Source organism: Streptomyces pacificus, assembly GCF_011766325.1.
GTDB lineage: Bacteria > Actinomycetota > Actinomycetes > Streptomycetales > Streptomycetaceae > Streptomyces > Streptomyces pacificus.
This window is the reverse complement of sequence record NZ_BLLG01000006.1, coordinates 256,573-280,809: the sequence shown is the minus strand read 5'-3', so window position 1 is coordinate 280,809 and position 24,237 is coordinate 256,573. Positions and strand designations below refer to the sequence as shown.

Annotated in this window: 20 protein-coding genes and 1 tRNA gene; 17 read left to right on the top strand and 4 right to left on the bottom strand. The window is 72.8% G+C overall.

Annotated elements, in window-relative coordinates; all coding sequences use genetic code 11:
• Window positions 1-80: 80 nt before the first annotated feature.
• On the bottom strand, window positions 81-629 hold the full coding sequence (locus SCWH03_RS13350) for a helix-turn-helix domain-containing protein (RefSeq protein ID WP_173264410.1): 549 nt from the start codon (window positions 627-629) through the stop codon (window positions 81-83).
• A gap of 142 nt (window positions 630-771) precedes the next feature.
• Between SCWH03_RS13350 and SCWH03_RS13345 the strand changes: the two genes are divergently transcribed.
• The 10 genes from SCWH03_RS13345 to SCWH03_RS13300 all read left to right on the top strand — a co-directional run bounded on the left by SCWH03_RS13345 (window position 772) and on the right by SCWH03_RS13300 (window position 9,482).
• A tRNA-Ala gene (locus SCWH03_RS13345) sits at window positions 772-844 on the top strand.
• Between the two features lie 308 nt (window positions 845-1,152).
• The gene (locus SCWH03_RS13340; RefSeq protein ID WP_173264408.1) at window positions 1,153-1,332 is read left to right on the top strand and encodes an SEL1-like repeat protein; all 180 of its coding nucleotides are present in this window, start codon (window positions 1,153-1,155) and stop codon (window positions 1,330-1,332) included.
• A 333-nt stretch (window positions 1,333-1,665) separates the two neighbouring features.
• A complete protein-coding gene (locus SCWH03_RS13335) occupies window positions 1,666-2,205 on the top strand; it encodes a hypothetical protein (protein WP_173264406.1) in 540 nt (179 codons plus the stop codon).
• A complete protein-coding gene (locus SCWH03_RS13330) occupies window positions 2,202-5,453 on the top strand; it encodes a tetratricopeptide repeat protein (protein WP_173264404.1) in 3,252 nt (1,083 codons plus the stop codon). The genes SCWH03_RS13335 and SCWH03_RS13330 overlap by 4 nt, the downstream gene beginning before the upstream one ends.
• 567 nt (window positions 5,454-6,020) lie before the next feature.
• Window positions 6,021-6,572, top strand: a complete 552-nt coding sequence (locus SCWH03_RS13325) for a Uma2 family endonuclease (RefSeq protein ID WP_173264403.1) — start codon at window positions 6,021-6,023, stop codon at window positions 6,570-6,572.
• 373 nt (window positions 6,573-6,945) lie between these two features.
• Window positions 6,946-7,332, top strand: coding sequence for a PIN domain-containing protein (locus tag SCWH03_RS13320; RefSeq protein ID WP_173264401.1), 387 nt, complete (start codon window positions 6,946-6,948; stop codon window positions 7,330-7,332).
• 164 nt (window positions 7,333-7,496) lie between these two features.
• Window positions 7,497-7,697 (top strand): hypothetical protein, encoded by a 201-nt coding sequence (locus tag SCWH03_RS13315; protein ID WP_173264400.1) that lies wholly within the window; start codon window positions 7,497-7,499, stop codon window positions 7,695-7,697.
• A gap of 231 nt (window positions 7,698-7,928) precedes the next feature.
• Window positions 7,929-8,213 carry a hypothetical protein gene (locus tag SCWH03_RS13310; protein WP_173264398.1) on the top strand — a complete coding sequence of 95 codons (285 nt, stop codon included), beginning with the start codon at window positions 7,929-7,931 and terminating at the stop codon, window positions 8,211-8,213.
• Window positions 8,195-8,608 (top strand): DNA-binding protein, encoded by a 414-nt coding sequence (locus tag SCWH03_RS13305; protein ID WP_173264396.1) that lies wholly within the window; start codon window positions 8,195-8,197, stop codon window positions 8,606-8,608. Before SCWH03_RS13310 ends, SCWH03_RS13305 begins: the two co-directional genes overlap by 19 nt.
• Before the next feature lie 658 nt (window positions 8,609-9,266).
• Window positions 9,267-9,482, top strand: coding sequence for a hypothetical protein (locus SCWH03_RS13300; protein ID WP_173264199.1), 216 nt, complete (start codon window positions 9,267-9,269; stop codon window positions 9,480-9,482).
• 126 nt (window positions 9,483-9,608) lie between these two features.
• On the opposite strand, the gene SCWH03_RS13295 is transcribed toward SCWH03_RS13300, so the two are convergent.
• Window positions 9,609-11,156: a hypothetical protein gene (locus SCWH03_RS13295; RefSeq protein ID WP_173264395.1), complete on the bottom strand. Its 1,548-nt coding sequence runs from the start codon at window positions 11,154-11,156 to the stop codon at window positions 9,609-9,611.
• The gene (locus tag SCWH03_RS13290) at window positions 11,153-11,785 is read right to left on the bottom strand and encodes an ABC transporter ATP-binding protein (RefSeq protein WP_173264393.1); all 633 of its coding nucleotides are present in this window, start codon (window positions 11,783-11,785) and stop codon (window positions 11,153-11,155) included. The genes SCWH03_RS13295 and SCWH03_RS13290 overlap by 4 nt, the downstream gene beginning before the upstream one ends.
• A gap of 33 nt (window positions 11,786-11,818) precedes the next feature.
• On the opposite strand from SCWH03_RS13290, the gene SCWH03_RS13285 reads away from it, so the two are divergent.
• Entirely contained in the window at window positions 11,819-12,151 is a 333-nt protein-coding gene (locus tag SCWH03_RS13285) for a GntR family transcriptional regulator (RefSeq protein ID WP_308788869.1), read from the top strand.
• Between the two features lie 230 nt (window positions 12,152-12,381).
• On the opposite strand, the gene SCWH03_RS13280 is transcribed toward SCWH03_RS13285, so the two are convergent.
• Complete coding sequence (locus SCWH03_RS13280; protein WP_173264391.1) at window positions 12,382-14,865, bottom strand: 2OG-Fe(II) oxygenase; 2,484 nt, start codon at window positions 14,863-14,865, stop codon at window positions 12,382-12,384.
• Between the two features lie 639 nt (window positions 14,866-15,504).
• Here SCWH03_RS13280 and SCWH03_RS13275 point away from each other — a divergent pair.
• From SCWH03_RS13275 to SCWH03_RS13250, 6 genes are all read left to right on the top strand, one after another.
• Complete coding sequence (locus SCWH03_RS13275) at window positions 15,505-16,263, top strand: Crp/Fnr family transcriptional regulator (RefSeq protein ID WP_173264390.1); 759 nt, start codon at window positions 15,505-15,507, stop codon at window positions 16,261-16,263.
• Between the two features lie 69 nt (window positions 16,264-16,332).
• Window positions 16,333-17,337, top strand: coding sequence for a nucleotidyl cyclase domain-containing protein (locus SCWH03_RS13270; RefSeq protein WP_173264388.1), 1,005 nt, complete (start codon window positions 16,333-16,335; stop codon window positions 17,335-17,337).
• A 5-nt stretch (window positions 17,338-17,342) separates the two neighbouring features.
• Window positions 17,343-19,988, top strand: a complete 2,646-nt coding sequence (locus SCWH03_RS13265; RefSeq protein WP_173264387.1) for a hypothetical protein — start codon at window positions 17,343-17,345, stop codon at window positions 19,986-19,988.
• Window positions 19,981-21,144: a hypothetical protein gene (locus SCWH03_RS13260; RefSeq protein WP_173264385.1), complete on the top strand. Its 1,164-nt coding sequence runs from the start codon at window positions 19,981-19,983 to the stop codon at window positions 21,142-21,144. Before SCWH03_RS13265 ends, SCWH03_RS13260 begins: the two co-directional genes overlap by 8 nt.
• A 101-nt stretch (window positions 21,145-21,245) precedes the next feature.
• Window positions 21,246-21,746, top strand: a complete 501-nt coding sequence (locus SCWH03_RS13255; protein ID WP_173264524.1) for a Pycsar system effector family protein — start codon at window positions 21,246-21,248, stop codon at window positions 21,744-21,746.
• Between the two features lie 121 nt (window positions 21,747-21,867).
• The gene (locus tag SCWH03_RS13250) at window positions 21,868-24,171 is read left to right on the top strand and encodes a VWA domain-containing protein (RefSeq protein ID WP_173264384.1); all 2,304 of its coding nucleotides are present in this window, start codon (window positions 21,868-21,870) and stop codon (window positions 24,169-24,171) included.
• The last annotated feature ends 66 nt before the right edge of the window (window positions 24,172-24,237 follow it).

Below are 24,237 nucleotides of genomic sequence, written 5' to 3'. Positions count from 1 at the left end.
CCCTGTTCCGGCGTCCTGCATCGTCCGGTGCGCCTCCCCTGTCCGCGACGCGTGCCCCGGCCGCACGCGCCCCGCCCTGATCAGCTCTGGTGCGACTCGTAGTGGGCGACCGCCTCCGCGGTGCGCCCGGCGCCGTACACCCGGAGGAACTCTGCCAGTTCCGGATGGGTGGTGGCGAGCGAGTCCGCCGCGTCGATGATGTCGCCGGCCGCCGCCACCGAGCGGAGCAGCGACTGGATCTCCCGCACCACGCGGCGGACCGTCGGCGCACCCGAACTCGTCGTGGTCTGGCCGGTCCCGGTGAGCACGGAGCCGCCCTGGGACTTCTTGATCTCGTCCATCCGGTCCGTCGCCTCGGCCGCGCTGACGCTGCCGTCGGCGACCTGGCCGGCCAGCTCCTGCAGGGCCTGGACACGCTGGACCACGGCCGGATTGCCGATCTTGGCCCGCTGTCCGCTCATCAGCTGGGAGAGCATCGGAGCCGACAGTCCGAGCACCGCGGCGAGGCGGGCCTGGTTCAGGCCCAGATCGTCTATGAGCCGGCGGAAGAGCGCCCCCAGCGGCTCCCCGTACCAGCTGCGCTGGAGTTCCCTGGCTCTCGCGGTGGCGTCCTGCTGTGCTGCGTCCATATGGCGTCTCCCCATCGCTTTCCCCCGGCGTCGCTTCGCTGCTGCGAACCCGACGAGCATCCTACGGAGAGCGGTCCGAGAGCGGGAGCCCTCATCCCTTTGGAAGATCCCGGGGGTTACCCGGTACTCTGGTCTCCGTTCCGGGGCCTTAGCTCAGTTGGTAGAGCGCTGTCTTTGCATGGCAGATGTCAGGGGTTCGACTCCCCTAGGCTCCACCCGTGGAATGCCCTCTGACCTGCGGAAACGCGGTTTTGGAGGGCATTTTTCGTGCCCCCCGGCGGGCACATCGCTGCCCGCTGGAGGTGGGGGAGGCTTTGAATCCCAAAGGGTTTGCTGGACCTCGTCTCCCCCATGGATCCCCTGGAACCTATGGGGCGAGGGGTGTCGGATGGTGCCCCGGGTCGTCGTTGAGAGCAGGAGCCAACTCGCCTGCCGGCCCGGAGCCGGGCTCCAGGGGGAAGGCGCCGGCCGGGATGTCCGTGCCCGACAGGGTCTCCGTGGCAAGAACGGTGTTCTCCAGGAAGTGGCCGAGAGCCTGCTGCGGCAGAGCGCCGAGGCTGGCAGCCCGGAGGGTATGGCGGAGCTCGGTGACCTGTTCCTCAGCAAGTCCCGTCTCTCCGCCCGGGCCGTTCCGTGGTGGCGACGGGCGGCGGAGCTCGGGCACACGGGCGCCATCGTGAAACTCGGCACCATCGCACGCTGAAGCGCCAGAAGGAACACTGGTGGCGACGGGCGGCGGAGGCCGGCGACACCCGTGCCATGGACCCGCTCGCCAGGTACCTCGCGGAGCGTGGGAGGCACCGGCAGGCCGAGCGCTGGCGGGCACCGGCGTCAGCGCGTGTGGAGGACTGACCTGTGAGGAGCGGCAGCAAGGCCGGGTTCCGGGCCGATCGCACGGGCAACGCTGACACTGAACTGCCGACACCTGGATTGATAGGAGATCGCCTTGGGAAGCATCGAAGTTCTCCGGGCTTTGTGATCCAGTGTTCCTGGGGCGGACCAGCAGAGGCGAGTACCCTGGCAGAAGGGGGAGAGCATGTCGGAAGCCCTGGTGGCACTGGCGGCTGCCGGAGGCACCGCGGTGGTACAGGCGGCCGGTACGGACGCGTGGACGCAGGTTCGGGTCAGGCTGGCGCGGCTTGTCGGACGCGGCGGCGTTGAAGCGGAGCGGCGCACTTTGTCCCGGCTGGATCGTACGGCTGCCGAACTGGCCGACGCGGACGCGGAGGAGATCGGCGCGTTGCGAGCAGGCCATGGACGTGCCTGGCAGGCACGCTTCGAAATGCTGCTCAGCTCGCTGCCGGACGACGAGCGGGAAGTCGTTGCCGCGGAACTCCAGGAGCTCGTCGCCGAGTCGCAGCAGGAACGCCCCGGTGCGCGCAACCGCTTCGAGATCAGCGGCGGAACGTTTCACTCACCGGTCCAGATCGCCGAGTACATCCACGGCACGACCTTCAATATCGGCCCGGCGTCGCCCTCCTCCGAAGGCGCACGAGACCGCACGCACTCTCCGCAGGAAGAGGAAGGGGACGACGGCACGGACCCCGGACCGGCGCCGGCAGGGCCCGTACGATGACGCAGCGGCCCGATGGCATCGATGCCGCCGTCGGGCGAAGTGCCGGGGCCCACTTCGAGATCAGCGGCGGCACCTATCTCGCCCCGGTGATTCTCGGCGAGAACATCGTCCTGCACCTGCCGCGTGCCATCACCCCGGCGTTGAACGGCCTGCCGCCCCGCTCCGGGACCTTCGCCGGGCGCGCCGACGCGCTGGAACGGCTCATGGCCGCCCTGGCCCCGCGACCGGAGCGGGCCGACGCCGTGGTGGTTGCCGTCGCCGGGCTGCCCGGCGTCGGCAAGACCGAACTCGTCCTGCAGGCCGCGGATCGGGCCTGCCGCGAGGAGGGCTGGTTCCCGGGCGGGGTGCTCTTTGTCGACCTGCAGGGCTACCGCTTGTCAGAAGTCGGCGGCCTGCTGACGACTCACCGGGTGCTGCGCTCCTTCCTTGCCGCGCTCGGGGTGTCCGCCGACCACCTCCCCGACGACGTGCAGGACCTCGCTCGCATCTACCGGTCGGCGCTGACTGCATACGCCGACCGGAACCGTCGCGTCCTCGTCGTCGTCGACAACGCCGCATCCGCCGACCAGGTCCTGCCGCTTCTGCCCGGAGACCCGCGCATTCCGGTCCTCGTCACCTCCCGCCATACGCTCTCGGACCTGACCAACGTCACCCTGAACGATCTGGACCCCCTGACCTCCGAGGCTTCGCTGGACCTCCTCCGGGAGGAACTGACCCGCAAGAGGGGACCGGGATACGGGCGCGTGGAGGAGGAGCCCGAGGAGGCCGCACGAATCGCCGAGCTCTGCGGGCATCTGCCCCTGGCCCTGCAGATCGTCGCCACCGTGCTGGCCGACACCCCGGAGCGCACCCTCGCCTCCTTCGCCGGTGAACTGCGGGAGGCCGTCCGTCCGTTGGACGGTCTGGAACGCGAAGCCCGGGGCGTACGAGCCGCCATCGACCTCTCGTACGCCATGCTGCCCGCCGACCAGGCCCGGGCGTTCCGGCTGCTGTGGCTGTCCGTCTACGACAGCATCTCCACCGAGACGGCGGCCCGCGCCCTGGACACCACCGAGGAGGAGACAAGGCGACTGCTGCGCGCGCTGGCGCGGGCCAACCTGCTCCGCAACACCGGCCCGGACGGCGACCGGTGGAGCATGCACGACCTGATCGCCGACTACGCGGACGAACGCCGCGTGGCGGAGCGCGCGTCACACCACGACCGACAGGCGCTGCCGCGACTGACCCTGCACTACCTGTGGACCGCGACGGAGGCCCATTCCCGCCTGACCTCGCAGGGCGTTTCCCCCCTCTTGGGGGCGCTGGCTACTGCTTCCTGGGCGCCCACCGCCACGCCTGGGGCCGCCCCGCGCTTCGACAGCCCTCGGGCGGCTCTGGCCTGGCTCGACGAGGAGCGTGACAACCTCGTGACCACGGTCTGGCTGGCGGAGTACAGCGAGGAGGCCACGCTGTGCGTCGTCATGGCCGTGGCACTATCCAGCTACCTCGACCTACGGCATGACTCGGAGAGCTGGCTCCGGGTCGCGACGGCGGCCGTCGACACCGCGGAGAAGGACGGCGACCCCAGTCTGCTGGCTGGCGCCCTGGACGTTTTCGGTAACGCCTTGCACGCCGCGAGCCGGCCCGAGGAGGCAGCGAGCGTGCTGTTCCGCGTGGCGGAGCTCTGCCGTGAGCTCGAGGACCCCGGCGGCGAGGCCCATGCCCTCAGCGCGGCCGCCAGCGCGTTGCAGGACCTGCACCGGCACGACGAAGCCATGGAGGCGCACGACGCTGCCCGCGAGGCGTACCGGCGTTCCGGCGCCACGGACGACGCCCCCCGCCTGCTGCGCCGTTACGGCTCGACACTCCGGGCCATGGGACGCTTCGACGACGCGATCGCCTCTCACGACGCGGCCCTCGCCGCGCAGCGCGCCGCCGGCGACCGCGTGGGCCAGGCTGTCACTCTCGGCAGCCTTGCCAACGCGCTGGCAGATGCGGGCCTCCATCTGGAGGCCGAGGCTGCGTACGCCGAGTCCGTCGCCCTCTGCCGGGAGATCGGGCACGGCGGTGGGGAGGCCAATGCTCTGCACGGCTTGGCCACGCTGCTGCGCGGGCAGCAACGGAGCACGGAGGCACTGGACGTCGTCGAACAGGCCCGGGAAGTCGCCCGCGTGGCCGGTGATGCCCAGCAGGAGAGCCGCGCCCTGCACGCCATGGGGGTGATCCTGGCAGACCTCGACCGTACCGACGAGGCGTTCGAAGCCCAGCGTGCCGCGCGAGACGCCGCACGCGACGCCGCCGACGTACCGCGTGAAGCGGAGGCGCTGTTTTTCATCAGCCACCTGTTCCACACCACCGGACGGCCGGACGAGGCCATGGAATCCGCGCAGGAGGCGCTGGAACTGTTCCGCCTATGCGGAGACCGGCTACGCGAGGGAGACGCGCTCAACACACTGTCCGATGCCCTGGATGAACTGGGGGATGTGGAGCGGTGTCTCGAGGCGCGGAGGATGGCCGCCGCCGCGTATGAGGAGGTCGGCGAGCCCAGGCTTGCCTCCACGCTCTCTCTGCTCGGGCTGAAGCTGTCCGGGGAGCAGCGTTGGGCTGAGGCCGTCGAACCCCTGGAGCGGGCTGTGGAGCTGTACCGCGCGCGGGGCGAGGGTGCGGACTCCCCCCTGCTGTCCCTCGGCAGAGCGTTGTTTAAGGATGGGCGCTACGCGGAAGCGGTGGACACACTGACGCAGGCCGTGGCCGCGCTCGGCGAACTGACCGCGGCCGGGGACAAGGAGGCGGCCTGGGACGAGGGTGAGGCGCTGCTCTGGCTGGGGCACGCGCTCGAACGCGTCGACCGCCCACACGAGAGGGTCACCGCATATGCCCGCGCCACCATCCGCTTCCGGTCCCTGGGGGACCACGACCAGAAGAAGACGGCGCTGGCCTGCCTGTGGCTGGCCAGGACCGCGACCGGGACGGCCGGGTGGCGCGGCTGGCTGGGGTGGCTCCGGTTGCGGCTCTTCCCTGGTACGGCGCGGAAGAACCCGGCCCGGGCGGAGAGCCTGCGGTATCGCGCGGTGGTCGACCGCCGCGCCGTCATTCGGGTGCTGCTGTTGGCGGCGTTCCTGATATCGGCACACCTGTTGACGGTGCCAGGCGTGCCGTTCGCCTCACGCCTGGTGACCGTACTGCTGGCGCTGGCGCTACTGAGCGGAGTCAACGCCATCGGACGTCGGCTGTCCCGGCGCAATCAGTCTTCCGAAGCCGAACCGTGACCGGTGGAATACGCCGTGCTGCGGAACTGCGGGCATGAGGCGACACTGGATGTGTGTGGGCGGCTGGTACACCGGCGTGCTTGTATCCCCCGGTGCCGCGCGTTCCAGTCCTCCAGGACGTCTGAACCCCGGCACCGACGCGGCGGGCCGCCGGCGGAACCGCCCGCCGTCACGAGCGGGATGGCCGTCTGGACCATTTGCTCGAACGGCTCGCCTGGGCATAAGTGAGGCGCTCTCGTGCGGCTTTTCGGTGATCCGAGTGGCGAGCCATCCCTGTCAGCTCTCTCATCATCTCCGTATCGAGCAGCTGCTCCGGAACCAGTGGCGGTTCGCGGGTCCGGCGGCCGGTGGGGTGGAAGACCGCGTTGGAGACGGCGTCGGTGCTGCCGATGCCGGCGTGGACGGGGACGAGGTAGTCGGTGAGCGCGGGATTCACGATTCCGCCCGGACACCGGGTGCGATGAGGCACAGGTAGCGCATGGACCGGAGGGCAGCGGCCGTGGGCCCGACGCGGTCGCCCACCCGTGTGTCGATCGTATTCTGGGAGGCGACGGGAAGGAGCCGCTGATGAGCGTTGACGCGATCATGCACACCGAGTTCCCCGAGGGATACACGGTCTTCTTCGGTGCCGACGGGAAGGTGATCATGACCCCGCAGAGCGAGGAGTGCTCCAGCACAATCCGCTCGATGCAGATCGACACGCTCGCTCTGGGGCGTCACGCGAAGGTGACGTCCGACGTGTACCTGGACTTCCCGGCCGACGAGAACTCCGCCCCCGACCTGGTGATCCTGCGTGAGGACGCGCAGAAGCAGGGCAAGCGCTACAGCTTCGAGGACGTGTTGCTGATCGCGGAGGTGGTGTCGGTCTCCTCGGCGCGCAAGGACTACGACGACTGCACTGCCAAGTACGGCCGCTACGGCATCCCGGTCTACCTGGTCGTGGACCCGTACGCCGGGGAGGTAGTCGTCCACACCGAGCCCACCGGGACCGGCTACATCACCGCGCGCACACACAAGTACGGCGCGGGCAAGCTCCCGATCGAGCTGGCCGATGGGCGGACCTTCACTCTCGACCTGGATGAGTTGCCCCGGCCCGAGCCGGAGACCGGTACCCGGTGATCCTGCCAGTCCGCAGGCGGCACCGGCCCGGCTGCTGCAAACCTCCTTCTGAGTGAGCCCGCAGGTGCCCTGGGCAGGGCATTTCGTGTCATCGGTTCACCAAGTGCGAACACTGACGGGGCTGTGCCCACCAGTGGGCACGGTTCCCGGGCGGAGTCGGGTCGAGGGGGATCGAGGGGGAGACGTCGATCCGCTCGCTGGTTCAGGAGTTCGCGGAGTCGACACTCACAGAGGAGGAGCGCCGTGAACGCGCGGCGCGCACCCGTGCCTACCTGGCGGCGCACTTCGGGGCCGAGGTGACGGATGAGGAGAGCGCGGCGATGGGCCGCCGGCTTCGTGAGGCCTTCACCGTGGGACAGGAGGATGCGGCCGCGTGATCCTGCACCACCTCGTCCTGGACGCGCCGGCGCTGCTGGCGCTGTCGGGGAACCGGCAGGTGTCGGCGTTGGTCCACCGGGCGCATTTCGAGCCGGAGACCCGGTTGTGGGTTCCGGTGCTGTCGGTGCTTGAGGCGGACGCCGGTTATCTCGGGATGGCTGAGCACGTCGGCCAACTCGATGTCATCCACACCCTCGACTTGGACTGCGCGGGGATGCTCGCCGTCGCCCAGCTGCGGCGGGACGGCGTCCCGCCTGGGATCGCGGCGGCCGTTCACGCCGTGCGTCATCTTCCGGAGTGGGGTGCGGACGCGTTGATCGCGACGGTGGAGCCCAAGGCGTACGAGGGGCGGGGCGTGCCAGTCCTTGACCTCAACGGCTGACCATCCGCTCAGCGATGGGTCTCGTCCTCGGTTCAGTCGCTCCGGTGACGGGCGAGCCCCTGCGGCGAATTTCGAGGAGACCGCTGAACGCGGGTCGGGGCACGGGCTCCCGGCGAGTCCTGGCCTTCCGTGGCTCGGGCACCGCCGGAGCGGGAGTCGGGGGTGTGGCCCGTCAGTTTGAGGAGAGGGGCCGTCATCAGGGTGGTGAGCAGGCCACCACCGGTGAGGAGGGCCAGGAGGCGGCCATCGATCAGGTGGGCTTCGTGGCCGATCTGCAGCACCATCAGCTCGATCAGGCCTCGTGTGTTGAGCAGGACGCCCAGAGCCGGCGACTCGCGCCGGGGCAGGCCGGTCCACTCGTATGAGCCCCTCTGAGCTGCGCAAACGTGGTTTGGAGGGGCTTTTTGCATGGTGATATGTCAGCACGGTGGCCTTGGCGGGCGTCTCGTGGACCCCGATCTTTCGGGGGATCTCACGGGGGCTTGTCTCCCCCGGTGTGCCCCTAGGGCCTGGGGTGCGGTTGGGTCGTGGAGGCCGGGTAGGGGCGGGTGGCGCGTGCGGTTTCGAGTTTCCTACTTCTTTGACACACTGGAGGTATGTCCGAGATGACGTACAGCATCGGTGAGGGGCCGGCGACCCGGGTCAGCCTGTCCCTGCCCGAGGGGACCGCGGAGGCGATCCGGGCGCGGGTCGGCAAGCGGGAGTTCTCCGCGTTCATCGCCGCGGCCGTCGAGCGGGAGCTGAGGGGGCAGGTGTTGGACGAGTACTTGGCGGACTACCAGAGCCGCAACGGGCCGGTGTCCGAGCAGGCGCGGCAGCGGGCGCGGCAGGTGTTCGACGAGGTGTTCGCCGAGGAAGACCAGTGGCCCGCCGCAAGCTGAGCCACGAGGGGACGCTGGTCCTGGACAGCGAGGGGCTCTCCCAGCTGCTCGCCGATGACGAGACCGTGGTGGCGCTGGTCGTGGAGGCGCGGTCACGGGGCATGGAGGTGGTGATCTGCTCGCTCACCATCATCGAGGCCGTGCACGCCCGTACGAACAAGGCTCGGCTGAGCTGGCTGCTGTCGGGGCTGCGTGTGATCCCGGTGGGGGATGAGGAAGCGAAAGCGGCCTCGGCGCTGTTGATGGGGGCAGGGCTGCACGGCCACAAGTACGCCATCGACGCGGCCGTGGCCGAGGCTGCGCTTCGCCAGCAGCGCCCGGTGGTCATGCTGACCTCGGACGTCGACGACATGAACAGGCTGTGTGGTCAGCGGGTCCGGCTCGTGGCTGTGTGAGGCGCACGTGCGCGACGCCCTGGTTCCTCCTCCAAGCCGCCGCCCGTTCTCTGGAGTTCCTGCCACAGGCGGCCGCCCTTCTCCGGTGCCTGGGCCGCGATGACCAGCGCCCAGCGCCCCCTGCCTCAGAATCCTTCGCACCCCTTGCGGGTTCTGGAGGAACTGGCCGGCTATACCCGCTGGGCCCCACCCCGTACCAGCAGGTTCTCGTCAGCGAGGTCGAGCGCTGGCCGACCCACTCACCCGCCACTCCGTCCGCCCACCAGCCGCTGAGCGTGCTCGCCCCTCTCTTGGCCACGGAAGGCCACGATGAGCTGTGAGCACCCGTCATCTGGACGCTGACGTTCTGCCCCTACGTTCTGGCCCCCACCAGGGAGGTTCTGTTGTCGGCCCCCGCCCCCGCCCCTGCCTCGCCCCCGCCCCTGCATGGTTCCGACACCGACGGCACGCTCCCGAAGGTCACGTCCGGATCGTCGCGGCCGCTGCCGGCCGCGTTGCCGCCGGCGCACGGGGGTTTCTCGGGCCGCAACGCCGAACTGGCGCAACCAGCAGCCTGGTTGGACACGGGAGCTACGGGCTCGGAGGGCGACGCGGTCTCGTCCGGGACGGTCTCGTCCGGGACGGCGTCGCCGGTGATGGTGGTGACCGGGATGGGGGCGTGGGCAAGAACGCTCTCGCCCTGGAGGCGGCTCACGAGGCGGTACGGCGCGGCTGGTTTCCCGGCGGGGCCTACTACGTCGACCTGCGCGGCCACAGCGGCGAGGCGCCCCTGGCCACGGAGGAAGTCGCCCGGCGGCTGCTCGGCGCGGGGGGCGGCGTCCCGGACGACCGGTCCGCCACCGGGCGGATCGCCGCGTGGCAGCGGTTCCGCTGAAGCTGTCCGGGGAGCAGCGTTGGGCTGAGGCCGTCGAACCCCTGGAGCGGGCTGTGGAGCTGTACCGCGCGCGGGGAGAGGGTGCGGACTCCCCCCTGCTGTCCCGCCACCGCCGGAGTCCGCGATCTACACCCGGCCGAGGCGGCTGAACAGGGCCAGGCGGGCCCACCCCGTACGGCGCAGGCCCGCCCAGAGGCACCAGGCGGTCAGGCCCAGCGCGACCAGGGCCGCACCGGACGCGGACGGCATCTGCGTTATGGCGAGAATGCCGATCAGTACGACGACGAGTCCGTCGAACTGCCATACGAAGACCCGGAGCCCGGAGAGGTCGCCCAGGGGCGTGATGACGGGGAGTAGCAGTTCGATCGGGAGATTCGTCTTCATCTCGCGCAGGAACCTGGCAGCGAGCACGAGCACCACCGACCCCGCGGCGAGCAGCAGCGCCTCGACCGGCCTGCCGCTCTGGAGCGGCCACTGGGTCAGGGCCGTGGCACCGCCCGCGAGGCCGACCGCGACCGGCACCGCGACGGCCGGCCAGGCCAGGGTGCGGGCGGGCATCCCGCCCCACCGCTCGCCGAACAACGGGGCCAGCGTCAGTTCGTCGCGGAGACCGCGCCAGCTCTCGCCGACCCACCCGGACCCCCAGTACACGGCGACCGAGCCGGCCGTCCAGGACAGCGTCGCCGCTCTGGCGTCCGGCTCCGCGACGCCGAGCGTCAGCAACGCGCCGCCGGTCAGCAGGAACGCCCCGGCCGCAACCGCGCGACCCGGGGCGCGGAGTGCGCGGACCGCCCCCTGTGCGAGATGGCCGCGCAGCCGCCCGTCCGGACGCACCAGGACCGATGTGAGCCCGCGCGGCTCCGGGCGGTACAGGTCGAGCGCGTGGTGGAGTGTGCCGGTCCAGGCGAAGGTCTGGGCCTCGGCGGCACGCGCCGATTGGCGTGCGAGCCGGGGGAGATCGACTGTACGGAGGGACCGGAAGGCGGACCGGCCGAGCACCGTCGCCGAGACCGCAGGTACACCGGCGGCGAGCCACAGGCCGCTCCCGTCCAGGGCGGACCGGCCGAGCAGCGCGACGGCGGCGGCTGCGGCGGCCACGGCTGCGGCGAGCAGGAGGTTCTCGCGTACCGTCCGGATCTGGCCCCACAGCCATGCCACGGAGGCGAAGGCGCCGATGCCCACCGCGACGCCTACGCCCTGCGGCAGGAGCGCGGTTCCCGGGTGGTCGAACAGGTCGGTCACGAGAAACGTCGCCGTGCACACCGTCAGCAGCGTGCCCAGTCCCGCGTACACCAGTCGGCGGCGGGCGATCGGGCCGAGGTAGTGCGTCGGGCACAGGTCGGTGGATATGAACACATGCAGCAGGAACGGCTTGAGCACCAACGGCCCCCAGTACCGGCCGGTGAGCTGGGCGCCCCAGACCACCGCTGCCGCGACCAGGCATGCCACGGGCGTCGCCGCTCTGGAGGAGTCCAGTGGAACGAGCGTCTGCGAGGTTCTCACCAGATAGGCGACCGGTGCGACGTAGACGAGGGCGAGGATGGCGGCGACGTAGACGGTGTACGCCCGGTCCTGCACCGTGGCGCGGTCGCCGCGGCGGGCGTACCGGTGCCGTACGGCGCGTACCCGAGCGCCGGGGCCGGCCTCCACCGCCGTGGTGCTGTCCGTCGTCATCCCAGCTCTGTGACGCCGTCGCAGGCGTCCACCAGGGCGGTCTCATGGGTGGCGATCAGGAACGAGGTGCCCTGCTCCGCGCGTTCGGTGAGCAGCGTGGTGACGAGGTCGACGCGGTCGGTGTCGAGGTGCCGTTCGGGCTCGTCGAGCAGGACGGCACCGGCGGGGCGGACCAGGGTCAGCGCGAGGCTGAAGAGCTGCAGCTGGCCGGAGGAGAGCTGCGAGGGGAACCGCTCGCCCAGTGCGGAAAGGCCCAGCTGCCCGATGACCTCCTCGGCGTGCTCCGCCGTCGTCGTGGTGTTGCCGTACCAGGAGGCGGCGACCAGGGTCACCTGCTCGCGCAGTGTCATGTCGCGTGCGACGGGGACCGGTTCGACGAGCGAGGCGATCAGCCGCCGGTGCCGGGGCCTGGCCGGATCGACGGTCTCGCCCTGCACGCGGACGGCGCCGTCGGTCAGCCTCCGGCTTCCCAGAAAGGCCCGCAGCAGGGTCGTCTTCCCGGAGCCGTTGCTGCCGGTGAGGCACCAGAGTTCGCCCGGCATCACCGCGAACGTCGTCGGCGCCAGCAGCGTGGTCCCGTCCAGGACGACCGTGGCGTCCTCCGCGGCAATCGCGGGCACTCTTCTCATGGCCGAAGCGAAACTACCAGCATCACCCGCGCCATGGACCCTTCTTCATACAAGTGCGGAGGGATCCATCCGATCGTGCAGGGCACGGCATCTCTACGTTGGACATGTGAGCGGTCAGGGAGAAGCCGAGCCGATACTGGACCCCATGAGTGCGAGGCCGCTCAAGCCCAGTTGGAAGACGTCATCGCCCGCAAGATCAAGTCGGGTGAACTGGCGCCGGACAGGCCGATCCCGCCGGAGAACCACCTCGCCGAGGAGTACGGTGTGGCACGTGTGACGGCCCGTCGAGCCGCGCAGGAGCCACGCGAACGCGGCTTGATCGTCACTGTGCGCGGCAAGGGATCCCCGCCTCTTCGACCGCGCTGACCGGCTGCGGCTCGCTTCCGGCCCGCCGACCCCCGGGCAGCCCGCTCGCGAGATCCGGACCGTGTGGGAGCGCGCCGCCGGCTGCAGGGCACCCGGCGCCGGTCCCGGCCCATCGCACGGGCCGCCCGCTCCGGCCGGCGGTCGGGTTCCTCGGCCTCCGGGCCGGCCGGATGCAGGGGTGCTCGGCCGCGACGGTCCGCTCCCGCAGCGAACCGCCGATGCCGTGAGCCTCAACCGCCTTGCTGGACCGGCCAGTTCTTCCTCAGCCACGCCAGGTCGGTCTCGGCGCGGACACGGGCTTCCCGCTCGCGGGTGAAGACCGCGTCCGTCTTGGTCAGCACCAGGGTGTAGGGGCGTCCCTGCCGCCGGGTGGTGTGGGACACCGGCAGTCCGGTCAGGTCGATACGGCTGTGGATGTGCCGGCGCCTGGCCTGGGCGAGCGGCCACTCCATGACCCGGCGGGAGCGGGAGGTGAGGAAGGCGTCGAGGTCGGGGCAGAGGCCGCAGCCGGACCCGCAGGCCCCGGCCGGGGGAAGCGACCAGTCGTCCGCCGCGCGCACGGGGCGGGTGAGGAGCGCGGCGAGCCGTTCCCTGCAGTGGTCGGCGAGCGCGTGGAAGGCGCCGACCACGGGAGCGCCCCCTGTGCCCCCTGTGCCGTCCGGTACGGCCGCCGGCCGGCGGCCCGCGGCGCGCAGGGCGGGGACCAGGCATTCGAGGGCCGTGTCCGGAAGGCCGCGCAGTGTGGTGACGATCGCGTCGGCGGTCCCGCTGCCGGCGGCGAGAAGGATATGGGCCAGGGGGGCGCCGAGCTGCTCCGAGCCCGTGCGGCGCTCCTTCTCCCGGCTCATGCCGAGCCGGTTCGTGAGCTGCTGCCCGGTCGCCCGCCAGGCACCCTCGACCAGCGGTGCCGCCACTGCCTCCCCGTCGCCGTCGGCGGTTCGCAGCGCGGTGCAGAGGGCGGGCAGTGAGGCGAGCCATGCCGTGCGGGCGGCCCCGGTGTAGGCGTCGGCCGTCCCGAACCAGGTGCCGACGGTCTCGCGTGCCCAGGCCCGGCCGTACCGTTCCGCCGCCCTTGCCAGATCCGGGGCGTGTTCCTCGGCCAGGGTCTCCACCTCGAAGGGCGCTATCAGCATCGCGGCCGTGTCCGCTTCCCGCAGTCCCACCGCGACGCGCAGGGCGGCGGCGAAGAGCGGTGCGGTCGCCTCGCCCGAGCCGTGGCGCCCCCAGATCGGGGCGAGTGACCGGGTGAGTGTGCGCGCATGGTCGAGCGCGCCGGCGTCGAGGTGGCCCTGGAGTTCACGCAGGGCCCACTCGGAGCCGGCCTCGGCGCGTGACGCGAACGACTGCTGCCGGGGCCAGAGCACCACCGCGGCCCGCCGGTACCAGCGGTCCAGGGTGTTGCCGTAGTTGCCCATATAGCCCTCGTACTCGGAGCGGTAGGGCGTGAGGTCCTTGTTCTCGGTGGTGGCGCAGACCTCGGCGTAGGCGACGGGGAGAGAGATCGCCTCGCCGTCGGTGCTGTCGGTGCTGTCGGTGCTGCTGGTGCCGCTGGTGCCGCTGGTGCGGTCGGGGCCTTCGGGAAGGGTCCACCAGCCGAGGGTGATCTCGTCGTCGACCAACTCGTTGAGCTCGTAGTCGGAGAAGTCACCGCTGCGGCGGCGCTCGGCCCCGGGCTCGCCGTCGGGGTCGAGGAGGCAGGCGCCCTCGCACTCCTCGTCCTCGCAGTCGTCGAAGTGCTCGACCTCGCCGTAGTGGTCGTACTGGTCGTACTGGTCGTAGGGCGGTGCGGCGTCCCAGGTCTCCTGCACCTCGGCCAGTGCCAGCACCGCTTCGCAGCCGGCCTGCCCGGCGGCCTGGCGGAGCCGTGCGGCGCGGGCGGCGTCGGCGCCCTTGAGGCGGTCCCAGTCCAGGCCGCGCTGGGTGTACTCGTGGTCGAGGAGGTAGACGAGCCGGTTCGGGGGTGTGGTCTCCGGGCGACCGTAGGAATAGCGCTGCTCGGCCGGGGTGGTGAAGTGCTCGGTCAGGCAGTGGGCCAGCTCGGCGAGTCGGCCCCCGGCTTCCTCGTCGGTCGGCCGGACGCGCTCGGCGAGCAGGTTCATGGTGAGGGTGACGCGGTACCCGGAGGTGACGGGCCTGACCTCGTGGCGGCAGTCCGCGTAGAAGGCGACGAAGGTGAGCTGCTGCCGGGAGGCGCGGTGGGTGACGCTGCGGCCCGCGTGTTCGACGACGAGTTCGCCACCGGAGTGGTGGGAGGGCAGCGAGACGACCAGGGTGCCCACCATGGAGTCGTCCTTCTCGGAGTCCTGGTGGGGGAGGAAGAACTGGCCCTTGCCGTAGACCAGCAGCGCGTGCGGTTCGGCCCGCAGCGCGGTGGTGGGCGGCAGGCCGAGAGCACTGCGCACGCCGTCGAGTACGTCGCCCAGGGCGCGGTCCCAGTCGGGACCGGACAGGGTGATCCGGTCCGGGGTGATCTCCCAGGTGTCGCGCACGCTGGTGTCGGACAGGGTCTCCTCGCCGCGGCCGAAACGGGCCTGCCTGGCCTGGGCGATCAGCTTCTTGGCGACGGGGGCACGCAACGGCAGCGGCAGTTCCCCCACACCGTCGACCTCGATGCGCAGGTCGTGGGCGGGTAGCTCCGTGCGGGTGCTGAAGTCCCCTTTTCGCTCCGCGTCTTCCAGCAGCTCCGCCAGCCGCTCTCGCGCCGCATGCCCCATGATGCTCCGCTCCCCATGACCGCATCCCGTTGTTACATCCGCCCGGCACACCCTAGTGCCGGGTGCCTCCCCTTCCCGCTTTCCTCCCTTCCTCCCTTCCTCCCTTCCCCGCTTCCCCGCTTCCCTGCTTCCCCGCTTCCCTGCTTCCCTGCTTCCCCGCTTCTCAGCTGCTCCGCTGCTCCTCGCCTCCGCTTCTCCCTCGCTCCCGTCCGGATGACGGAGTCGAAGGGTCGGGCGAAAGGAAGAGGAAGAGGAACGGAAGGGCGGCGGAAGCGGTGCCGCGGGGAGTGATCGCCACTGTTTCGCGAAATACCCGTCTGGAAACCCGATTTCTCGCCATGTTCGAGCAAGGGGCGAAATCGACACCCCGGGTGCCGGCGGACGGGATCACTCCCCCCTTGACCTCGGTAGCCGTGACGCGCGGCCGGCACGCCGGCGCGCCGGGCGGAGGGACCGGAGCCGGCGCCCGCGGGCGGTACTGGGCGCGCTGCGCGGCGGCCCACTCCTCTTAACTGGCACAACTTCAACTACCGGACAGTAGCGGCAATCTGGCGTGATTCGGACCACACCAAAGGATCATCCTGGGACCATCATGGCCAATCGAAACCAGCCATTCGGATGCCGTGGGGGGAGTGGCCGATGGGGCTGCTCGACGATGGGGCCGCGTTCGCGCGCGCCCTCACCACACAGGAGAACGAGAGTGTCATGGCTCTTGGCACCCGGAGGGAGTATGCGGCGAATGTCCACCTGCTGACCGAGGGGGACCGGTCGCGCCATGTCGTGATCATCCTTCGGGGGTGGGTGACCGTTTCGGTGTCGACGGATCGGGGGAACACCCGGCTCATCCTCGGGTTGCGGGGCCCCGGCGAACTGCTCGGCGAGATGGCCGCGCTGGACAGCCACCCCCGCAGCGCCACGGTCAGGGCCCTGGGCCCCATCGAGGCACAGGTCATCGACGGCGACACGTTCCGCCGCTTCCTCGCCATGAACCCCCGCGTCGGTTCCCTGGTGATGCGGCAGCTCACCTCCCGGCTGCGCAGCGCCGACCAGGAGCGTTCCGCCCTCGCCTCGCTGACCGTCCTCCAGCGGCTGGCCGGCCGGCTCGACGAACTCTCCCGGGTCGAGCCCTCGGGCCCCTACGCGGGGGCCGGCGGGCGGCCCCGCCCCGGGGTGGTGGTCCATCTCGCGCAGGACGAGCTGGCCGCGACCATCGGCGCCACCCGCGAGGCCGTCGCCAAGGCCCTGCGGCTGCTGCGCACCCAGCAGGTGGTGCGCACCGGGAACCGGCTGGTCGAGATCCTCGATCCGGTGCTGCTGTCCCTGCTCGCCGAAGGCCACGCGGAGGCCGACGGCCCCCGGGCCGCCCAACGCGAGGAGAACCCCGGCGGCCGTGTGTAAACGGCTACAGACGGCCTCGGGCGCGGGCCCGAGAGTGGAAGCACCAGAGCGAGAGGGCGGGGGAGCACCGTGAGCGACGACATCCTGGACACCGGTGAAGCGCACTACGAGTCGGTCGTCAGCGTGGATGCCCGGAGGTCGGGGGCGTACGAGGACGCCGAGCGGCCCGGTATGCGGGCGCGTATCTACCGGATCCTGGACGCGGCGTTCCGCAACGCGCGGATCCCGGCCGACGCGGTGCACATGGAGGACCGCGGCGACGGGGTGCTGGTCTCCGTGGCCGGGCGGGTCTCGGCGACCCGGCTGCTGGGGCTGTGGACCGTGGAGATCCACGAGGGGCTGCGCGAGGAGAACCGCTCGCTGCGGATGCCGCTCGGGCTGCGGGTGGGCATGCACGTCGGTCCGGTGCGGCACGACGAACGGGGCATCAGCGGCCGTGCCGTGGACCTCGCGTGCCGACTCGCCGACACGGCGACGGCCCGCGACCTCCTCGACGCCGAGGGGGCGGATCTGGTGCTGGTGGTCTCCGACTCGCTCTACACGGAGGTCGTCCGCGCGGGCGGGAAGTTCGTGGAGCCCGCGGCGTATGCGCCGGCCGGCCTCCGGCTGAAGGAGGGCGAGGCCACCGGCTGGTTCCATCTGCCGGGCCGCCCCGCCCCCGCGATACCCGGCCCGTCGCCGGCCGCGCCGGAGGGGGGCGCGGCCGGCGGCGGCGCCGGAGCGGGCCGCGCCGGCGGCGCGTCGGCCGGCGGTTCGCCGCAGTCCGGACCGGCCACCGTACGGCCCGGCGTCGGCAACGGAGCCCACGCCGACGCCGAGGATGCCGGAGCTGCCGGAGCTGCCGGAGCTGCCGGAGACGGCGAGGGCGCCGGGGACCCCAGGGATGCCGGAGACCCCAGGGATACCGGGGACGGGCGCGAGGACGACGAGGGGCACGCGGGCGGCGAGGGCGGCGGCACCGGTGGTGACCGGTACGTCGTGCACGGGGACATGTCTCGCCACCACGGCAACGTCTACCGGCAGCCCGTCCACATCGGCCGGATCACCGGCCGCGGCGACCGCCGGGAGAGGTGAGCGGGATGACGGACGACCAGCAGCAGCCCGCGGCCTCCCCGGAGCCCGTCTCGCCCGCCCCGCCTGCTCGGCCTGCCCCGCCCGCCCAGGACGCCGGTGCTGCGCAGGACGCGCCCCGTGCCGGGGACGACGGGCGCGACCGCCCGGCGGACGACGGCGGGACGACGGCCGCCGACGCGGAGGCGGCCGAGCGGGAGCGCGAACGGGCCAGTGCCCAGGGCCGGTTCCGGGAGCACACCCGCGACCCGCTCGGCGACGAGCAGGGCGAGGACGGGCCGACCGACCTCGCCGCCGCCTCCCGGGCCCGCCGATCCACTCGGATGCTCTTCGAGTCCGGCCGGGACCTGGTCAGCTTCGACCGGTCCTCGATCACCAGCGCCCACATCGGCGACATCCATCTGCGGCTGGACGGCCGCCGCGCCCCGGGAGCGGTGATACGCGGCGGCCCGGTCCCGGAGGACGAACTGAGGCGGCTGCGCCGCACGCACGTCCCGCCGGAGGGGTATGTGCGCCTGCGTACCGCGCTGCGCGCCCGCCGGCTGCTGGTGCTCGGTGCGGCTCCCGGCACGGGGCGCACCAGCACCGCACTGGCCCTGCTCGACGAGCTGACCGTGCACGGGCCCGGCGGTCCGGCCGCCGCCCGGGTGCGCCGGGTGCAGCCGGACGTCCGCGCGCTGACGGAGCAGCTGGGCGACGGGGCCGCGCGGGACGAGGAGGGCGGCGGCCGGACCGCGACCGGCCATCTGATGGAGCTGGTGCTCGGGCCGGGCGCCCTGCCGCCCGAGGAGATGGACCTGGACGCGCTCGCCGCGGCGCTCGACGCGGCCGGGGCGTACGCGGTGGTCGTGGTGGCCGTGGGCGCCGCGACCGGGCCGCTGCTGACGGGCCGGTACGGGATGCGCTGCCCTCCCGCCCCCACCGACGAACTCCTCATGGCACGGCTGCGTGCCCTTCTGGAGGACCGGGTGGCGGGTGAAACCGGCGGCCTCGGCGCGGACGGGAGCCCGGGCGCCCCCGGCGCGGGTCCCGGTGCGGGTCCCGGTGCGGGTGGGGGGCTCGGCGGCCCGGGTCCGGGCGGGATCCCGGGCGTCCCCGGCGCGGACGGAAGCTCCGGCGCCCCCGGCGCGGGTCCCGGCGCGGACGCGCTCGCCGACCGGGCGCTCCGGCTCGCCGGTTCCGCCGCGGTGCAGGACGCCGTCGGGCTGCGGGACCTGCGCCCCGCCGAGGCGGAGGTGGTGGCGTCGTTGCTCGCCGGGCACCTGTGCGGAGAGCTGTCCCGCGCGGAGCTGCTGGCCGGCTGCCGCAGCGTCGCCGCCGCCCAGGCCGAGGAGTGGTTCGCCGGCGTGGACCGCGCGCTCGCCGCACCGGCCGCCGCCGAGCAGGACGGGCGGCCGGTGCGGCGCAACGCGGCAGCGGTGTTCCACCCCGTCGCCTTCCGGATCGCGCTCGCCGTGCTCGGCGGTGCCTCGCACAGCGCCGTGGCCGCCGCGGCGCATCTGCTGACCTGGGAGCTCTCGGTGCAGAGCGACCCGGACACCACACCGTCCCGCCCGCTGTTCTGCGACGACCCCGAGACCGATCTGGCGCTCTCCCGGGCCGAGTTGCGGCCGGGCAAGGTCGAGGTGGGGGGCGCCGAGGTGGACGCCCGGCTGATCTGGTACCGGGGTTCGGCGCTGCCGGCGGCGGTGCTCGCCGAGGTCTGGGACCGCCACTTCCCGGTCCGCGCGCCGGTCGTGCGCTGGCTGCGGCTGCTGGCCGACGATCCCCGTCCCCAGGTGTGGATGCGGGCGGCGGTGGCGGCCGGGGAGCTGTGCGTACGGGACTTCGAGTACGGCTGGGCGGAGCTGGTGCGCCCGCTCGCGGAGGCCGCCGCGCCGCGCCGCAGGATCTTCGCGGCGACCACCCTGGACCAGTCGGCCGGGCACCCGCGCCACCGGGCGGCCGTGCACCGGCTGGTGGACGACTGGAGCCGGCACGGCAGCAAGGCGCTGCGCTGGACCGCCGCGATGGCCCTCGGATACGGCAACGCGGCGGCCACGGCGGAGGACAGCCTCGACGCGCTCGCGCGCATCGGCGTCCGGGACGACGGCGAGCAACTCGCGGTGGCCTCGTTCAACACCGTCCGGCTGGCCGCCGGCGCCGATGCCCCGGCCGTGCTGCGGCGGCTGGAGACCTGGACGCACCACAAGACCGCGGAGTACCAGGACCTGGGACTGGTGACGGCCGTGCGGCTCGTGCTCACCCGCGTCGAGGAGGTGCTGGACGGCGCGGACGGGGCCCCGCTGGGCGACCGGGGCGACTGGCCGCTGCCCGCGGCGCTGGCGGTCGCCCGTCCCGAACTGGTCCGTCCGCTGGCGGACCTGCTGTGGACGGCGCTGCACACCCCGAGGTCGCGCGAGGTGGCGCTCGACGCGCTGGAGTCGCTGCTGCGGACCGCGGTCCGCGGGGACGGGCGGCCGTGGACGCGGCCGGGACTGGCGGCGCTGCTCCCCGCGATGTTCGCCGACGAGCACGACCTGCGGCAGCTGGACTGGCTGCTGCGCCGAATGATGAGGGATCCGGACGATCCGCTTCCCGACGCGCAGGCGCGCGCCCTGTGGTGGCTCGCCGAAGCACCGGCTCCGAGCGGCGAGGAGGAGAGAGATGGCTGAGGACCAGATCCTGGCCGACGGCGGCGATCCGGCGGGCCCGTTCCTCGGGGAGTACACCCCGGCCGGACCGGTCCGGCACGCGAGCGCCCGCAAGGCGTCCGTGATGTTCTACCGGAACGGCGGCTGGAGCGTGGCGACCGTCTCGGGCGTGGAGCACCACAACCGGCGGGCACTGGCCAGGCCGCACACCGTCTGCGAGATCGCGCTCGGCACCTTCCGGTCGCCGCTGCGGATGGAGCTGCCGGCGGCGGGCGGGACCGCGTTCTTCGACGCCGAGGTGGACATCCACTGGACGGTGGAGAACCCGTATCTGGCCGCCACCGAGGTGGTCACCGACGTCGCCGCACGGCTCACCGCGCCGGTGCTGGAGCGGCTGCGCGAGGTCTCCTGCCAGTACCCGGTGCACGAGGCGGAGCAGGTGGACCGCGCGATCACCGGCCAGTGCGCGGGCGGGCGCTGGGACGACCTCGGGTCCGATCTCGGTCTGCGGGTGCGGCTCTATGTGCGGGTGCGGGTGGACGACACCACCATCCGGCACATGGACGACGTGCGCGCCGCCCACGCCTCGGCCACGCTGACCCGGATCCACCAGGACGGCTTCCGCGAGATGCTCCAGGGCGGCCGGCTGGAGCAGCTCAGCTATATGCTCGCGGCGCAGCCCGAGGAGGCCAAGGAGTTCCTGGAGAAGATCCGCCAGGAGGGCAGACAGGACGAGAGGGAGCGCGTCGACCGGCTCTTCGCCCTGGTCGCCGGGGGGCAGATCCAGTCCAGCGATGTGGAGCGCCAGGCGCTGGACCTGCTCGACCAGGGGCGGCACCGGATCACCGGCCCGATCGGGTCGCTTCCGGCGCGCCGGCGTCGGCCCGAGCTGCCGACCGGGCCGGAAGCGAACCGGACGGACCATGCGGACTACTCGAGCCGTCCGAACCGTTCGAGCCATCCGAACGAACCAGGTGGACCGGACCCCTTCACCCCCGACTGGGTGGCGGACGAGCCGCCCCGGCGGGGCTCCCGCGGCACCGGCCCGTCTACCGGCCCGTCCACCGATCCGCACGTCGGCTCCCGTACACCCCGGCGTAGTCCGGACCCGGAACCGCCGCGGCGGCGCCGTCATGACGACGAGGACGACGGTTGGCCGTGGGCGGAGGAGGAGTGATGCCGGCGGACGGGGGACTTCTGGGCGGCGCGGCACCGGGGGACGCCGCGCCCGGCGGTGGGGACTCGGGGGGCCCCACCGCCCCTTCACCGGTCGGGGCCGTGCCGGACAGGGGACGGCACGGCCCCGGCCCCGGGGGGGAACGCATCGCGGAGCGCCTGCTCCAGACCGTGCGGGAGGACCTGGGCCGGGCGGACTCCAAGGCGGCCGTGCTGCTGTCCGGTGCGCTCGCCCTGCCCGCCTTCCTCATCGGCAGCAACGGCGCCCCCGACTGGCACTGGCCGGGCGACACCGTGCTGCTGGTGGCCGGAGTGCTCTGGGCGGTCGCCGTCACCGCGCTGGTACGGGCCCTGATGCCGCGGACCGGCACGCTGCGCGGGGGGAGCGGGGTCACCTACTTCGGGGACCTGCTCCAGCCGCTCGACCACGGGCGGCTGGGCGCCGCGCTCACCCGGGCCGACCGGGACCCGGCCGGCTGGCTGCTCGTCCAGGCGGTGGACGTCAGCGCGATCCTCGCCGCCAAGTACCGGGCCATCCGCTGGGGCGTCGCCACGCTCGCCCCGTCCGCGGCCCTGGCCCTCGGCTGGAGCCTGGTGCGCTGACGGCGGCCGGTCCGGACGGGCCGCCCGCCGCCGCACCGCAAGGAAGACGTGCGCGGGGAGCCCCGCAGGGGCCGCGGACACGAGCCGCACACGCACCCGACGACGACATGAGGGGAAGGCTGTGGCAACAGTCAGGGGAGTACGGCGCAAGGCGGCCGGACGGACCGTGCGCGGCGCGGCGGCCGTGCTGGCCGCCGTCGCGGTGCTCGCGGCGCCCACGGCGCCCGCCGGCCCGGACCAGATACCGGCGGCCGCGGTGAAACCGGCCTTCGCCTCGGTCAACTACGCGGTGGCCGTGGACCAGTCGGCCAGCCTCGCGCCCGAGGACATGGAGGCGGAGAAGGCGGCCGCCAAGCGGATCGCGGTCGGCGGCGTCTCGTCGTCGTCCCACATCACGGTCTTCGGCTTCGCCGCGGCCGAGAGCGAGAAGCAGCGCGCCGTGGACCCGGTGTGCCCGCGCACCGCGCTGGACGCCGCCGGGCGCCGGACCGTCGGCGGTTGCATCGGCAAGCTGCGCAGCCGCAAGGAGGGCGAGGGGACCGGCACGGACTTTCCCAGCGCGATCCGCCAGGGCGTGCACGAACTGAGCAACGGCACCGACCCGTCGGTGCCGCGGGTGCTCTTCCTCCTCACCGACGGCCGGATGGACGTCACCGGCAGCCCGCAGTACGGCGATCCGGCCCACCGCGAGGCGGAGGGCCGGCAGCAGCTCGCCAAGGAACTGGCGAACGCCGCAGCCAGCAACGTGCAGATCTGGCCGCTCGGCTTCGGGCCCGACCCCGACGCCGGGCAGCTTGCCGAGATCGCCGCGGGCGGGTACCAGAAGGGCTGCGTCGACCTGCCGTCCGCGAAGCCCGCCGCCTCCCGGGTGAAGGGGGCCGAGGACGTCGGCCCCAAGCTGGAGAAGATCTTCGCCGCGGCCCACTGCCTGCGCTACGAGGAGGGCCCGCCGGGCGAGCGGCCGCCCACCACCCAGGAGATCGGCATCTCCCCGCTGGCCACCATCGGCAGCATCGTGGTCGACAAGGGCGACGCCGAGGTCGACATCACCTACATCGACCCCCACGGCAACAAGGTCCCGGCGAACGGCCGGTACCGGGGCTCGGCCTTCGAACTCGCGGGCGCCGAGGACACCGTCGAGGCGCTGCGGATCGTCGACCCGGTGCCCGGCACCTGGAAGGTCAAGGCCGAGGCCCCCGAGGGGCACCGCTCGGCGCCGGTCTCCGTCAGCGTCCTGTGGCAGGGCGAACTGCGTGGCGCCATCACCATGGACCCGCCTTCGCCGCAGGCGGGCCAGAAGGCCACCGTCACGATGCGCCTCCAGACGCGGGAGGGCTACGAGATCAAGAACCCGCGCGACTACGCCGGCCTGCGCGTCACCAGCAGCCTGACCGGCGACGGCTTCGCTCCCGTGCCACTGGGCCTCCGCGACGACGGCAAGGCGCCCGACGCCGAGGCGAGCGACGGGGCCTTCACCGGCACCGTGCGGATCCCGTCCGGCGCCGAGGGCGCGCTCAAGGTGACCGGCACCCTCACCGCCTCCGGACTGAACGCCGACACGCGCAGCGAGGCGGGGCAGGTCGCGCCCGCGGCCCCGGCCGTCACCACCGCGCTCACCCTGCCCCGGGAGGAGGTCCACCCCGGCGCGTCCGTCACCGGCAGCCTCGCCGTCAGCAACACCTCGGACACCCCGCACACCCTGCGGCTCTCCGTCGCCGATGTGAAGGCCGGGCTGCTCACCGTCTCCCCCGCCGAGATCGTGGTGAAGCCCGGTGAGTCCGGTACCCGCGAGGTGACCGTGCGGGTCGCCGCCGCCGAGATCTTCGGGGACCGGCTCAGCGCGGACGGGCTCCGCCTCGGCGGCACGGTCACCGTCGCCGACACCACCGAGGGCGACCGCGCCCTCGTCCGCTCGCCCCTCTCGGTGCGGGTGACCCCCGAGCCCGGTGTGTGGGACACCTGGTGGTGGGCCTTCCTGACCGGGGCCGCGCTGCTGGCCGCCGCGTCCGTCGCCGTCGTGCTGCTGCTCCGCCAGCGCAGCAGGCGCCGCGATCCGGCCGGTCTGGTGCTGCGCCTGGTCTCCGGATCCGGCGAGGTGCTCGGCGAGCACCGGGCCGGACGCGGCCACAAGCAGTGGTACGCGTTCGCCGTCGTCGAGCCGCACCGCAACCCGCGGATCGAGCGCCGCGCCAACGGCCCGTACGCGGTCCGGCGCAGCCCCGAGGGCGGCGCCGTGCTGCGCAAGCGGGACGGCGGCCGCACCCGGCTGACCGGGCACAGCCAGGTACCGCTCGCCGACGACCTCGCGCTGACCATCGGCGTGCCCTCGCCGAACCCCCCGGGCGGCACCCCCTCCGGCGGACCCGGCACCACCCCCGGCGCACCGGGGACCGGGGGCGGCGGTACCTACGACGCATATCTGTGAGACGGCCGTGACCGCGCCGCACGGCGGGTCACGGCCACACCGGCACCGGCAACGGCACCGGAACGC

Coding starts and splice junctions, on each gene's coding strand:
- SCWH03_RS13265 (WP_173264387.1), top strand. CDS start 17,343: ATGACGGACGACCAGCAGCAGCCCGCGGCCTCCCCGGAGCCCGTCTCG.
- SCWH03_RS13325 (WP_173264403.1), top strand. CDS start 6,021: ATGAGCGTTGACGCGATCATGCACACCGAGTTCCCCGAGGGATACACG.
- SCWH03_RS13275 (WP_173264390.1), top strand. CDS start 15,505: ATGGGGCTGCTCGACGATGGGGCCGCGTTCGCGCGCGCCCTCACCACA.
- SCWH03_RS13280 (WP_173264391.1), bottom strand. CDS start 14,865: ATGGGGCATGCGGCGCGAGAGCGGCTGGCGGAGCTGCTGGAAGACGCG.
- SCWH03_RS13310 (WP_173264398.1), top strand. CDS start 7,929: ATGTCCGAGATGACGTACAGCATCGGTGAGGGGCCGGCGACCCGGGTC.
- SCWH03_RS13295 (WP_173264395.1), bottom strand. CDS start 11,156: ATGACGACGGACAGCACCACGGCGGTGGAGGCCGGCCCCGGCGCTCGG.
- SCWH03_RS13330 (WP_173264404.1), top strand. CDS start 2,202: ATGACGCAGCGGCCCGATGGCATCGATGCCGCCGTCGGGCGAAGTGCC.
- SCWH03_RS13290 (WP_173264393.1), bottom strand. CDS start 11,785: ATGAGAAGAGTGCCCGCGATTGCCGCGGAGGACGCCACGGTCGTCCTG.
- SCWH03_RS13260 (WP_173264385.1), top strand. CDS start 19,981: ATGGCTGAGGACCAGATCCTGGCCGACGGCGGCGATCCGGCGGGCCCG.
- SCWH03_RS13285 (WP_308788869.1), top strand. CDS start 11,819: ATGGACCCTTCTTCATACAAGTGCGGAGGGATCCATCCGATCGTGCAG.
- SCWH03_RS13335 (WP_173264406.1), top strand. CDS start 1,666: ATGTCGGAAGCCCTGGTGGCACTGGCGGCTGCCGGAGGCACCGCGGTG.
- SCWH03_RS13350 (WP_173264410.1), bottom strand. CDS start 629: ATGGACGCAGCACAGCAGGACGCCACCGCGAGAGCCAGGGAACTCCAG.